The organism is Thioalkalivibrio sp. ALE30 (genome assembly GCF_000377465.1).
GTDB lineage: Bacteria > Pseudomonadota > Gammaproteobacteria > Ectothiorhodospirales > Ectothiorhodospiraceae > Thioalkalivibrio.
The window spans coordinates 108,500-120,800 of sequence record NZ_KB898171.1; the positions used below are offsets into that span (position 1 = coordinate 108,500).

10 protein-coding genes and 1 pseudogene are annotated in these 12,301 nt (G+C 68.9%); 2 read left to right on the forward strand and 9 right to left on the reverse strand.

All coding sequences use genetic code 11. The annotated features are described in order from the left end of the window. Positions 1-152: 152 nt before the first annotated feature. The 3 genes from D107_RS0106960 to D107_RS0106970 form a co-directional block, all read right to left on the reverse strand. A complete protein-coding gene (locus D107_RS0106960) occupies positions 153-1,100 on the reverse strand; it encodes a hypothetical protein (protein ID WP_018881111.1) in 948 nt (315 codons plus the stop codon). A gap of 19 nt (positions 1,101-1,119) precedes the next feature. Next, positions 1,120-2,262 carry a hypothetical protein gene (locus D107_RS0106965; protein WP_018881112.1) on the reverse strand — a complete coding sequence of 381 codons (1,143 nt, stop codon included), beginning with the start codon at positions 2,260-2,262 and terminating at the stop codon, positions 1,120-1,122. 148 nt (positions 2,263-2,410) lie between these two features. Then, positions 2,411-3,415 carry a TIGR00341 family protein gene (locus tag D107_RS0106970; protein ID WP_018866085.1) on the reverse strand — a complete coding sequence of 335 codons (1,005 nt, stop codon included), beginning with the start codon at positions 3,413-3,415 and terminating at the stop codon, positions 2,411-2,413. 144 nt (positions 3,416-3,559) lie between these two features. On the opposite strand from D107_RS0106970, the gene D107_RS0106975 reads away from it, so the two are divergent. Then, positions 3,560-4,822: an HD-GYP domain-containing protein gene (locus D107_RS0106975; RefSeq protein ID WP_018881113.1), complete on the forward strand. Its 1,263-nt coding sequence runs from the start codon at positions 3,560-3,562 to the stop codon at positions 4,820-4,822. A 34-nt stretch (positions 4,823-4,856) separates the two neighbouring features. Here D107_RS0106975 and D107_RS0106980 read toward each other — a convergent pair whose 3' ends face one another. After that, on the reverse strand, positions 4,857-6,161 hold the full coding sequence (locus D107_RS0106980; RefSeq protein WP_018881114.1) for a PAS domain S-box protein: 1,305 nt from the start codon (positions 6,159-6,161) through the stop codon (positions 4,857-4,859). 99 nt (positions 6,162-6,260) lie between these two features. On the opposite strand from D107_RS0106980, the gene D107_RS0106985 reads away from it, so the two are divergent. Next, positions 6,261-7,154 carry a hypothetical protein gene (locus D107_RS0106985; protein ID WP_028484565.1) on the forward strand — a complete coding sequence of 298 codons (894 nt, stop codon included), beginning with the start codon at positions 6,261-6,263 and terminating at the stop codon, positions 7,152-7,154. A gap of 139 nt (positions 7,155-7,293) precedes the next feature. Here D107_RS0106985 and D107_RS0106990 read toward each other — a convergent pair whose 3' ends face one another. From D107_RS0106990 to D107_RS0107010, 5 genes and pseudogenes are all read right to left on the reverse strand, one after another. Beyond that, complete coding sequence (locus D107_RS0106990; protein ID WP_018877615.1) at positions 7,294-8,355, reverse strand: phosphotransferase; 1,062 nt, start codon at positions 8,353-8,355, stop codon at positions 7,294-7,296. Further along, complete coding sequence (locus tag D107_RS0106995; RefSeq protein WP_018866090.1) at positions 8,352-8,666, reverse strand: MliC family protein; 315 nt, start codon at positions 8,664-8,666, stop codon at positions 8,352-8,354. Before D107_RS0106995 ends, D107_RS0106990 begins: the two co-directional genes overlap by 4 nt. A 94-nt stretch (positions 8,667-8,760) precedes the next feature. After that, positions 8,761-11,238 (reverse strand): EAL domain-containing protein, encoded by a 2,478-nt coding sequence (locus tag D107_RS0107000; protein WP_026280765.1) that lies wholly within the window; start codon positions 11,236-11,238, stop codon positions 8,761-8,763. 161 nt (positions 11,239-11,399) lie between these two features. After that, on the reverse strand, positions 11,400-11,783 hold the full coding sequence (locus tag D107_RS0107005) for a hypothetical protein (RefSeq protein WP_018881116.1): 384 nt from the start codon (positions 11,781-11,783) through the stop codon (positions 11,400-11,402). A 188-nt stretch (positions 11,784-11,971) separates the two neighbouring features. Then, a pseudogene (locus tag D107_RS0107010) lies at positions 11,972-12,277 on the reverse strand (diguanylate cyclase domain-containing protein); the annotation flags it as partial. Between the last annotated feature and the right edge of the window lie 24 nt (positions 12,278-12,301).

Genomic DNA, 12,301 nt, shown 5'->3' on the forward strand with positions numbered 1-12,301 from the left:
AATGTACGAGATCGCGACCTATTTCCCGAGTGTAGTCCATGTGCGGGAAAACGCCGGCCGGGGTCCGCCATGGCCCGGGCCTGTTGCCGGCTGGGTCGCGCGGGGATCCGGGTGTCCGGTGCGGGTCGGGCGCCCGCACCGGATTTGACGGGCTAGTCGCAGGCGGTGGCGGCGGCCGGGAGGTTGCCGCGCACGCAGGTGCTGATCTCGGGCGGGTTCTCGTTGCTGCGCAGGCGGACGAAGCGGCCGTCGATCTCGCCCGCGGCGTTGGTCGGGTAATGGTCGCCCATGTGCATGCCGGCCCCGTGCAGGACCCAGTAGTTGAGCATGTGCGCCTCGCCGTGGGGCTGTTCCAGGTAGACCAGGGTGGCGCCGTGGGCCATCTCGGTCACGATCAGCCGCCGGATCCGCTCGCCGGCCTCGAATTCGACATAACCCAGCGCATGGCTGCTGACATGGCCGCCGCGCATACCCTGCATCTCGGGGGTGTGATTGGTCTGGATCACGCGGAAGCGCCCGTGGGGCTGGCCGTCCCGCATCTCGCCGTCGAAGCGCATGACCATCTTCATGCTGCTGTCCATGGCGGAGGCGGCGTACAGCCGCCGCGCCTCCTCGATGCTGGAGACGGCCGCCGGTTCCATGGCCTGGTGGTTCTGGTACCAGGTCATCCAGAAGCTGACGGGCCCGTTGTCGACCGCATCCGGGCAGGCGCCGTCGGCATGCAGTCCGAAGCGGTCGAAGCCCAGGTCCACCGAACCGCGTCCCTTGTTGGTGACCAGGGCGCGGGCAAAGATCACCTCGGCCGGCGTTTCGAGGTTGGCCATGGCGCGGTAGCGGTCGTCCCAGGCGCATTGCGTGGCGCCGCGTCCCGGCAGGGCCTGGCGGCTGATCTGCCGCGCCTCGCGCGAGCCGCGTTCGCTGCGATAGGTGTCCAGCAGCGCGCGGGTGCCGGGCTCCAGCAAGGCCGTGTCCACCGCCTGGATGTTGCGGTCGAACTGGCGGTCGGCGCCCGGGGTGGCGTGGGCGGCCGTGGCGGCCAGGCCGAGGGTCAGGGCGAGGCCCAGAGCAAGGAAACGGGTGGGTGTCGGGTGGGTGCGCATCAGTCGGTTCTCCGTGGGTTTACTGCCATTGCAGGTCCATGCGTTGCTGCATGCGGTGCCATTCGGCGGTGATGATGTCGCCCGCCACGCGATGGGCGGCGTCCATGCGCGGGCGCGCCTCGGGGTAGAGGAGCATCACGGCCTCGCTGGCGCGGGCGAAGTCGCGCCGGGTGCGGTAGTGCACCATGGTGTGCACCAGCAGGCTGTCGAGATCGTCGAAGGAGCGGTCGGCGGCCTCGCGGTAGCGCGCCATGCGCTCCGGGGTCAGTTCGAGCTGGCGGTGGGTCTGCGACAAGCCGTCGAACAGGGCGAAGAAGCCCATCCCCAGATCGGCCCCCTGGCGCAGGGCGTGATCGCCCAGCTGGCGCTGCAGGACCTCGCCGGCGCCGAAAAGGCCGGCATTGCCATCGCGCGCCAGCAGGCCAAAGAGGCTGCCGGTGGCACTGGCCGGGGCGCCACGGGGCCGGGAGAGTTCGCGGATCTCGCGGTCCAGGCGCTGATGCCCCGCGTCCAGCAGGAGTTCGAGCGCCGGGGCGGTGTCGTCACCCAGCTCACGCAGGACGTCCTGGCGCTGTCCGTGTGGCAGGCGCTCGAGATCCCGTAAGACCCCGGCGACATCCCGCGATCCGATCTGCAGGCGTTCGAGCTCGCCGCGCACGGCGGCTTCCGGGTCCTCCAGCACGCGCGCGAGCTGGCGCACCTGGTGCCCGGCATGCTCGCCGACCAGTCCGTGCCGGCCCAGCTCTCCGAGGATCGCGGTGACCTGTTCCAGTCCGCCGGCGGGGGTGCGGCCGGGCTCGGTGGCGGCGACCAGGGCGCTGCCGAAATCCATTGCGGGGACACCGGCGGTGCGGCTGGCATGATCGAGCAGGCCGCTCATGCGATGCGTCTGCTGCGCGCCATAGGCCATTGCGGCGGTCTGCAGCAGCCGCCCGGCGAGACCCGCGATGTCGCGGGAGGATTCGCCCACGGCCTCGTCGACCCAGCCGGCGAGATCCCCCTGCGCCGTATAGGGCGAGAGATAGGCCCCCCGATTGTCGGGCAGCGGCTCCGGGGCCACGGAGGCCACGGCGGGCAGGCAAAGCAGGCCCCCCAGTCCGAGCAGAGCGGGGCGAAGCCAGGGGCCGAGTCTGGCGATCAAGCCGGGCATGCGCAGGGGCATGGGGCGGGTTCCTCCCTGTCGGGTGGTCGCGGCCCATTCGGATCCATTCCGGTATGTTCGCCACCGATCCTGAAGGATCGCCACCCAGTCGTGAGATTAGGCGAAGCGGTGGACGGGGTCAAAGCCGCGCGTGGCGCCGGGGGCGAGACTACAGCGTGACGTCCGCCTCGAGGATCAGAAAGACCAGCAGGGCGAGGGTGATGGCCCATAGCAGGAGGTAGCCCGCCATGCTTTGCGCGGCGGCTGCCTGCTGCGCCTGGCCGCGCGGGCGTACGCCCTGGTAGAGGAAGACGAGCTTGGCCGAGAGGTTTACGCAGACTACGTTCACCGCGAGCAGCAGGGCCGCCATGTACGCGGCGGAGAATTCGCCGGAGCCGAGCATGATCCCGACGGTCGCGGCCGGCGGGAGCAGGGCCACGGCGACCATCACGCCGACCAGCACCGTGGGCAGGCCGGTGGTCAGCGACAACACGGCCGCGGCACCGGAGGCCAGGGCCAGCGCGACCGAATCCAGTCCGACCTCGGTGCGCATCTGCAGCTCGCGGGCACCCACATCCACCGACATGACCGTGGCGAGCAGCATCCCGATCAGGATGGCACCCCCCAGGCCCACCGCGTTCGTGCGCAGGGAGCGGCCGATCAACCGGGTGTCCGCCATGGAGGTGCCCAGCGCCAGCGCCAGGTTGGGCCCCAGCAGGGGCGCAATGACCATGGCGCCGATGACCACGGCCACGTTGTTCTCCAGCAGGCCGATCGCGGCCACGATGGTGGACAGCACGGTCAGCAGCAGGAACTGGCCGGTGAGATCCGCCCCGCCGGCGACGTTGGTGTAGAGCTCCTCGCGTGACACGGCGCGGGCCTTCTTGCCGGCCGCCTCCTTGTCGGCCTCTTTCGGCTCCTGAAAGGGGTCCGGCAGTACGGCCTCGACCGGCAGCACCAGGATACGCGCGGTCTCGGACGCGCCGAGTACACGGTAGAGGTCGTCCATCAGGCGTTGGCGGTACTCGGTGCTGACCAGCATGTGCACCGCCATGCGGTCGCGGTTCTCGTCCACGCCGTGCCACAGCACGTCGATCGCGAGCCCCTCGGCGATGCCCAGCACGGTGTCCAGGTGCCCGGCGGGTCCCACGACCTCGATGATCTTGCTGCTCATGAACGTCCTCCCGGTGGATGACCGGCATCCTAGCAAGGCTTCTCGTTAGGCGCCGTTAGCCGCGATTTGTGGCTCTCCGGTAGTGGCAGGATAATCCCGGCCGCGGGGCGCCCCGTGCCCTGACTCGACGAACCTGGGACACGAATGCTGAAGAAGATCAAGGTGGAGCACGTCGTTTGCGGGATGTTTATCCGCGAGTTGTGCGGGTCGTGGATGGAGCATCCCTTCTGGCGTACGCGCTTCCTGCTGGATGACCCGAAGGATCTGGCGAGCCTGCGGGACAGCAGTATCCGCGAGGTGTGGATCGACACCTCCAGGGGGCGCGACACGGAGGCCGTGGAGGCCGTTGTGACGCCGGAGGAACGCGACGCCGCGGTGCCGGCGCCGTTGCAGTTCATCCCGGATACGGGGCGCGACCGGGAGCCCGCCTCGACCCGGGAGGAGCTGGAGCGGGCGGCCACCATCTGCCGGAAGTCGCGCCAGGCCATGACGTCGATCTTCGGCGAGGCGCGGATGGGCCGCGCGGTGGATACCGAATTGGCGCGCAAGGTGGTCGAGGAGATCACCGATTCGGTCACCCGCAACTCCCGCGCGCTGGTCAGCCTGGCGCGATTGAAGAACGCGGACGACTACACCTACATGCACTCGGTGGCGGTTTGTGCATTGATGGTGGCGCTGGGGCGTGAACTGGGGCTGGAGGACGAGGCCCTGCTGGCGGCCGGCGAGGCGGGGCTGATGCACGACATCGGCAAGGCCGCGATGCCGCTGGAGGTACTGAACAAGCCGGGCAAGCTGACCGCGGAGGAGTTCGCCGTGATGAAACGCCATCCGGCGGAGGGGCACCGAATCCTGCAGGCGTCCGCGGACGCGCTTGATCCGGTGACCCTGGACGTCTGCCTGCATCACCACGAGAAGATGGACGGATCGGGATACCCCGAGGGGCTGACAGGCGAGCAGATCACCCTGCACGCGAAGATGGGCGCGGTCTGCGATGTGTACGACGCGATCACCTCGAACCGGCCGTACAAGGCGGGCTGGGATCCGGGCGAGTCCATTCGCAAGATGGCCGAGTGGGCGGACGGCCACTTCGATCCCCGGGTGTTCCAGGCCTTCGTGAAGAGCCTGGGGATCTACCCCGTGGGTTCGCTCGTACGCCTGGAATCCGGCCGCATCGGGGTGGTCGTCGACCAATCGTCCGCATCCCTGCTCAAGCCGGTCGTGAAGATCTTCTACTCCACCACCTCGGGCTGCCGGATCCCCCCGAAGATCGTGGATCTGTCCGCGCCGCACCAGCAGGAGGCCATTGCTGCGCGCGAGGATCCGGCCGCATGGCCGTTCCCCGATCTCGATGAACTCTGGTCGGGCCTGCCACAGGAGCGACAGACCCGCGACCGCCGCGAGGCGTAGCCAGGCGTAGACCGCTCGCGGACCCGTAAGACGGTTAGTGCCCGTCGCGGGGGATGGAGGCGACGGATTCGACCACGAGATTCGCGCCGTCGTGGATCTCGTCGACGATGCCCTGCACGGTCTGCACCTGGGCGTCGGCCTGTTCGGCGATCTCGCGCACGGTCTCGATGCGTTCGCCGATCTCGCGGGTGCGTTCCAGGTTGCCGTTGATCACCTCGGCGATGCGGGTGGTGGCCTCACTGGTGTTGGCGGCGAGCTTGCGCACCTCCTGGGCGACCACGGCAAAGCCGCGCCCCTGTTCGCCGGCACGGGCGGCCTCGATGGCGGCGTTCAGCGACAGCATCCGGGTGGTTTCGGCCACCGTGCGGATGGTCTCGATGATGGATTCGATGTTGCGGGCCTCGGCGTTCAGACGCTCGACCGCCTCCTGGGTGCCGGTTACCTCGGCGCGGATCTGCTCGGTGTGCTGGGCGTTCTGTTGCAGGGACTCTGCTCCGTGGCGGGCGTGGTCGGCGGTCTTCTGCGCCATCTCGTGGGCGACGGACGTGGCCTCCCGGGTGCGTTCGGCGGTATGCACGCTGGCGGTGATGTCGGTGGCGAACTTGATCACCTTCTCGACCCGTCCGTGTTCATCAAGGATCGGGTTGTAGGTAGCCTCCAGCCACAGTTCCTCACCGGATGCCGTGAGCCGGCGGAACTTGCCGCTCATCAACTGCCCGCGCGCCAGGCGCTCCCAGAAGTCCGGATGATCGCGGTAGAAGGCTTCGTCACAGAACATGCGGTGGTGCTGGCCGCGGATCGCGTCGAGATCGTAGCCCACGGCCCTGAGGAAGTTGTCGTTCGCCTTGAGGATCACGCCGTCCGGGGTGAATTCGATGACGGCCATGGACCGGTCCAGCGCGGTAAACACCGCAGCCTGGTCGCGCAGTTGAGCCTGCCGCTCGGTGACGTCGTAGGCCAGTTTCGCCACCTTCTCCAGCCGCCCATGGGCGTCGCGCACGGGAAAGTAGGTGGCCTCGAGCCAGAGGGTTTCGCCCGAGCGTGTCACCCGGGGGAAGGTACCGGCGCGCGATTCCCCGGCCGCCAGGCGGCGCCAGAAGTCGCGGTACTCCAGCGAACGGGCGTATTCCGGGCTGCAGAACATCCGGTGGTGCTGCCCGATCACGTCCTCGCGGTTGTGGCCCACGGCCTGGAGGAAACGCTCGTTGGCGTCGAGGATCTGGCCGCGCGGGGTGAATTCGATGTAGGCGACCGCCTCGCGAATCGCCTCGAGCACGGGGTTGGCGGGCGCGTCGGAAGCGGCTGCGGCGTCGGCTCGGGACGGGAAGATGGATGTCATGGTGGACTCCGGACAGTGAGGGAACGACCTGTGTCGTTGAAAACACTGTACAGGGCGTGTACAAGAAAAGTACAGCTATTTGTTAAAAGGAGCGATGGCATGGGGCACTCAGCACGTTCGGGAGGCTCGTGGGCGGTTCTGTGGCTTGGTCTGGCCGTGCTGCTGGCCGGCTGTGGCGGGACCTTTCCCCAGCCCGGTCCCGGCGCGACGTTCGAGGATGGACTGACGGCGGACGCCCTGTTCCAGCGCACGCTCGCGGCGCACGGTGGAGATCTGCGCGCGTTCGACGGCGACCTGAATCAGGCGACCGATGGCGAATGGGGGCGCATGATCCAGCGCATCCAGCCGCTGGTGGCCGACGCGGGCTACCGCGGGGTGGGGGAGGAGCGCTTCCGCCCCGCCGATGATCTGTACGCCCTCCACTACACCGGACCGGAGGGCACCAAGAGCGTGTACCGCCATGGCGACGTGTTTCGGGTGTTCTACGACGGCGAACGCAGCACGGATCCCGAGCGGATACGTGCCAGCGCGATGACCACGGATGCCGGCGAGCTGTTTCATTACGGACCCAGCTTCGTGAAGCATCGGGCAACGGGTTTCGAGCGCCTGGAGGATCGGCGCGAGGGCGGGGTGCGTTATCGGCGCGTCCTGGCCACCCTCGAGCCGGGTTTTGGCAAGGCCGACCGGGACCAGGTGGTGATGTGGATCCATCCGGAGACGGACCTGCTCTATCGCGTGCACATCACGCTGAACGGCTTTGGACCGACCCAGGGTGCCCACGTGGACACGACCTTCCTGGAGTATGCCGAGGTCGAGGGATTCACCTTGCCGACCCGCTTCGAGGAGCGGGTGCGGGGCCCGCTGCGTCTGTTCGTGCACGAGTGGTGGGTTACGGGACGTGACAGCAACCGCGGCTGGTCAACCGAGGATGTGCGCGGTCCCGGGTTTTCCGGCGCGGCGGGCGCGGCCGCGGCCGACTCTCCCGCTCCGTGATGGGCGCCCGGACATGCCATCATTCACCGATGACGACCGAAACGAGCCGGAACAACACCGAATCGGCGAGTGAAGCGCCCACCCCGGACGCGAAACCGGCAGGCACGACCGCGGCCTGGGGCAGCTGCTCGGCGGAGCCCTACTGGCTGGAAGTCGCGGAGGAGCTGGGGCTGGATCCCGAGATGGGCCCCGCGATGGACCCCGGGCCCGTGTCGGACCCGCCTTCTTCCTGAATGCGGTGGATCACCGCGAGGGCCGTGCGCCGGCTGTAGTCGTGGACCTTCCAGTGGTCCGGCATCCAGCCGACCAGGAAGCGGTAGAAGTCGGCCTGGGCCACCGGGAACAGTGCGCGCCACTCGCGCTCGACGGCCCCGGCCACGTCTCCCTTGCCCTGCGCGTACAGGGCCTCGCCCAGCGCGGCGAAATAGACCTCCAGCAGTTCGGCCTCCCAGGCCTCCTGTTCCCGTTCGTCCAGGCAGCTCCCGAGGAAATAGGCCACGTCGCGCATCCCGCAGCCACCGCCTGCGTACTGGAAATCGACGGCGGCGACGGCGTCGGCCCCGGGCGTGAAGCAGAAGTTCGCGACCTTGGCGTCGCCATGGACGAGCGTGCGGTGGCGGGCACTGGTCAGGGCGGCGTCCAGCATGGGCGCCGCGGCGCGAATCGCCGGGTCCTCGATGGCGGCCCATTCGTCCGGGCGGGTGGCCAGGTGCCAGTAACTGCCCTCGGGCCACAGCCCCTTCGGGGCGTGTCCCAGGAAGCGCGCATGGAAGCGGGCCAGCCAGTGCAGGCAGTGCTGCGCCTCGGCGCGGGTCAGGTGTTCCTTGCGCCGCGCAAAGCCGGCGGCGTCGAGGTCTTCCAGCAGGAGCAGGTGCTCGTCGCCGATGGTCCCGGTGGCCAGGCAGCGGGGCACACGACTAACGGGGTTGCAGAGGCCGGCCCAGTCACGATACCAGGCCATCTCCACCTGGTAGGAGCGAACCTTGCGCTGATGCGAGCGGTCGTTGCTCCAGCCCCGCGGATGGTCCATTGCGTCGGGGAAGACCACGTGCTTGAGGATGACCGTCGGCTGGTCGGCCCCTTGCAGCCGGTAGCGGACGATCTCCCCGTAGCCGCTCCACAGGGTCTGGATCACCTGCTCGCGTTCCGCTTGGCGGGCCCCGGTGGCCTGCCGGACAAAGTCGGTGGTGCGGGCGCTCATCGGCGCGGGGGCAGGGCGCGGCAGCTCCAGAACACGCCGACCATCTCCAGCATCGCCGCGTCGTCCCGCGTCCAGAACACGATGTCGTCGGTAGGGTTGGCGTAGCGTCCGCCGTAGGCGGTCTCGGTGGCCTGCAGGCGGGCCCGGGCACCATTGAAGGCGAGCAGGGCCTGGTTGTCTTCGAAGGTGGCGGTGAACTCGGGCCCGTAGGCGCAGATGTAGGACACCTCGCGCGGCGCGTCGTCCCCACGGGGCAGTGCGCTGCAGCCGGCGAGCAGGACGATTCCGGCGAGGACGAGGAGTGGGCGCACGCGGTGGCCTCCGGTGGATGGTGTGCCATCGTAGCCGCTGGGCGGACGCCCTTGCATGTCTCCCTGCGGTGCCGGGGTTGTTGGCACGCAGTGATCAGGCGCTGTGGCCCGACTGCGCGCCGGTTGCCGCGGCTCGCGCGAGCAGGCGTTCGCAGTCCGCCGCTGCCTGCGGGCGGGCAAACAGGAAGCCCTGCAGGGTCTGGCAGCCCTCCGCCTCCAGGAAGTCCTTCTGTGTCGAGGTCTCCACGCCCTCGGCGACGGATTCGAGACCGAGGTTGTCGGCCAGGCCCAGTATGGTGCGGACGATGGCGGCATCACTGGTCCCGGGCGCCAGATCCGCGATGAAGCAGCGGTCGATCTTCAGCACGTCCAGCGGGAAGCGGCGCAGGTAGGCCAGCGAGGAATACCCGGTACCGAAATCATCCAGGGCCACCCGCACGCCCCGCTCGCGGAACTGGCCCAGGGTACGGATTACCTGCTCGATGTCGGCCATCAGCATGCTTTCGGTGACCTCCAGTTCCAGGGCATTGGCGTCCAGCCCCGTCTCTTCCAGCACACGGTCAATGCAGTGGGCCATTTGCCGATCCCGGAACTGGGGGGCGGCCAGGTTCACGGACATCCGCACGGCGGGGAGTCCGGCCTGATGCCAGGCCCGGCACTGGCGGCAGGCCTCGGTCAGGATCCACTGGCCCAGCTCGACGATCAGCCCGGTCTCCTCGAGGATCGGGATGAAGCCGCCGGGCGAATGCACCGTACCGCCGGGGTCCATCCAGCGCAGCAGGGCCTCGACGCCGACGACGCGCCCGTCCTGCGCGGCCACCCGTGGCTGGTAATGCAGGAAGAACCCCTCGTGGTGGTCGACCGCGCGCCGCAGCTGACCCTCCAGCGAGACGCGCTTGCGCACGTCGCTGTTGAGGTCGCCGGAGCAGAATTCGATGGCATTGCCCTCGGTACGCTTGGCCTGATGCATCGCCGATTCGGCGCGCCGCATCAGGTCGGCGATGTCGCGGGTATCGTGCGGATACACGGCGACCCCGATCGAGCCCGGGACGTAGAGTTCGTGTTCCCCGGCCTTGATGACCCGGCGCAGGGGTTCCAGCAGGCGGGTGACCGATCCGGCGACCGCGCCGGGTGCTTCCACCGGCAGCAGGGCGCCGAACTCGTCCCCGCCCAGGCGGGCCAGGACGCCGCCCACGGGCAGGCCGTTCTCCAGCCGCCGCGCCACATGTTGCAGGACCTCGTCACCGGTGGCCTGGCCCATGCCTTCGTTGACGCTCTTGAAGCGGTCGAGCCCGATATGGGCGAGTACCAGCGGGCGTCCCAGGCGTTCGGCATCCACCACGGCCTGCTCGGCGCGCTCGGCAAACCGGGTCCGGTTGGGCAGGCCGGTGAGGGCGTCGTGATAGGTGATGAAATGCAGCCGCCGCTCCGCCTCGCGGCGCTCGGTAATGTCGTGCACCACACCGGCCATGCGCTGGGGCCGGCCTCGGGAGTCGAAGTCCACGCTACCGCGCTGGTGCACGATGCGGACGCTGCCATCGGGGCGGACGATCCGGTGTTCGATGTCGTAGTCCGGGCCCTCCGGGGTCAGGGCCGCGTCGACGGCATGCTGCACGCGCTCGCGATCGTCCGGATGCACGGCCCGCATGAAGGCCTCGTGGGTCGCGCCCCACTGGTCCGCTTCGAGGCCGAAGATCCGGAAGACTTCGCTGGACCAGCGGATCCTGCCGGCCTCGAAATCCGAGATCCAATTGCCCAGATGAGCAATCTGCTGGGCCTCCTGGAGTTCCCATTCACGCTGCTCCAGGGCGTCGCGCGCGGCCTGGCGCTCGGTGATGTCCTGGAAGGAGACCACCGCGCCGGTGACCCGGTTGCGGGAATTGAACAGGGGGGCCACGTTGATCAGTACAGGAAACCCGTACCCGGCGCGGCTCCAGAAGTATTCCTCGCAGGCCTGCAGCGGTTCCCCGGTACGCAGGACCCGGTACACGGGGCAGTCCGTGGCCGGGAAGGGCTGGCCATCGGGGCGGCTGTGATGGGACAGCTCGTGCGAGTTGCGGCCCAGAGCTTCTTCCTCCGTCGCAAACCCCAGCAGTTCGCGGGCGGCGGGGTTGAGGAAGGTGTAGTGACCGTCGGCATCGATGCCGAACACGCCTTCGGCCAGGCTCCCCAGGAGGTTGTCGCGCAGGGACTCGGTCTGCCGGCGCTCGGTGACGTCGATGCCCAGGGTCTGGAAGTGGGTGATCCGGCCGGCCCCGTCGAAGAACGCGCGGCTGGTCCAGCGAACCCAGCGGTCCGCGCCATCGCCGCGCTGGACGGGGTTTTCGATGGTGCGCACCGGGGCATCGGGGGTGTAGCGCAGCAGGTCGGCCCGGTTTTCCGCCTGGCGCTCGTCGGGCAGGTCGTGGATCCAGCGGTGGCCCACCAGCCCGCCGGGCGGGGCCGCGAAGAATTCGTGGGCGGCCTGGTTGGCATAGAGGATGGTCGTGTCGGGGTGATAGCAGATGATGATGAAGGGGTGATGTTCCACCAGTTCCTGGTACTGGATCTCCACCCCTGACGAATCGCTCATGCACTTCCCCCTGTCGGTCGCGGTTTCGGTGGCCCCTTCCCACCGATCGCGTCTTCCGGAGTCTGGCAGGAGGTCCGCGACCGCGCAAACGGTACTTCAGAGGGAGATTTGGCTCGCGCTACGCGACCGCCTGTCGCCGGATGCGGGAGCGCCCGTAGAGGTCAGTGCGGGTCCTCGCGGGACTCCAGCTGATCCAGCGGGTCGTGGTCATCCTCCTGTTGACGCACCCGTCGTGCGTGCAGGCCGGGATCGGCGAGCGAGGGGTCGGCCTGTACATTGCGTACCACCAGAAAGGTCCACACGGTGGCAAACCCCCACAGAAAGACCCCGATGGCCAGCGGGAAGGCGGCGTGCCCCGAAGCACCCCCGAGGCCGGTCCACAGGGCATAGGCAATGGAGACCAGGGCCGCGGCCCAGACGATGGCGATGGGGGCGGCGCAGCTGTGGGCGGCGGCACCGTAGCGGTAGGCCGCGATCGGGGGCAGGGTGATGCCGAGGGTTCGGTATAGCGCGGGTTCGCGCGCGGGGTCATGCAGGCTGGTCATGTCCGTTTCGCCCTCCCGAGTGCCGGATTCCCCGGAGTCTGGTCCGAAACCGGGGCGTTTTCCAGATGACGGCGCGTAGCGCCCGGCGGAATCGGGTATGGATCACGGATTCGGGCGTTAGCGGCCGATCGTGTCCCCGTCACGCACGCGTATCGGTTTTCCCTGAGATCGCTGGCGATGGCAATGGTTCAGCCGGCCCTCGGGGAGTCCGTGATCGCGACCCGGTTGCGGCCATTGCGCTTGGCCTGGTACAGCGCGCGGTCCGCGGCCTCGACCAGCCGCGCGGCGCCGCCCGTCGCGTCCGGGATGATGCTGCTCACCCCGGCGCTGGCGGTGAGCGTCGGGGTAATGCGCGAACTGGCGTGAGGGATCGCCTCGTCGCGTATGCGCTGGAGGCAGCGTTCGGCGAGGGTGTGAGCACTCTCCCGATCGGTGTCCGGCAGGATCAGCACGAATTTCGCCCCGTCCCCGTGTGCCACCGGGTGTTTCGGGCGGGTTCGCGCTCATGGCGAAAGGCG

Bases quoted from the DNA above. Each gene is read 5' to 3' on its own strand.
- D107_RS0106960 (WP_018881111.1), bottom strand. From the start codon at position 1,100: ATGCGCACCCACCCGACACCCACCCGTTTCCTTGCTCTGGGCCTCGCC.
- D107_RS0106965 (WP_018881112.1), bottom strand. From the start codon at position 2,262: ATGCCCCTGCGCATGCCCGGCTTGATCGCCAGACTCGGCCCCTGGCTT.
- D107_RS0106970 (WP_018866085.1), bottom strand. From the start codon at position 3,415: ATGAGCAGCAAGATCATCGAGGTCGTGGGACCCGCCGGGCACCTGGAC.
- D107_RS0106975 (WP_018881113.1), top strand. From the start codon at position 3,560: ATGCTGAAGAAGATCAAGGTGGAGCACGTCGTTTGCGGGATGTTTATC.
- D107_RS0106980 (WP_018881114.1), bottom strand. From the start codon at position 6,161: ATGACATCCATCTTCCCGTCCCGAGCCGACGCCGCAGCCGCTTCCGAC.
- D107_RS0106985 (WP_028484565.1), top strand. From the start codon at position 6,261: ATGGGGCACTCAGCACGTTCGGGAGGCTCGTGGGCGGTTCTGTGGCTT.
- D107_RS0106990 (WP_018877615.1), bottom strand. From the start codon at position 8,355: ATGAGCGCCCGCACCACCGACTTTGTCCGGCAGGCCACCGGGGCCCGC.
- D107_RS0107000 (WP_026280765.1), bottom strand. From the start codon at position 11,238: ATGAGCGATTCGTCAGGGGTGGAGATCCAGTACCAGGAACTGGTGGAA.
- D107_RS0107005 (WP_018881116.1), bottom strand. From the start codon at position 11,783: ATGACCAGCCTGCATGACCCCGCGCGCGAACCCGCGCTATACCGAACC.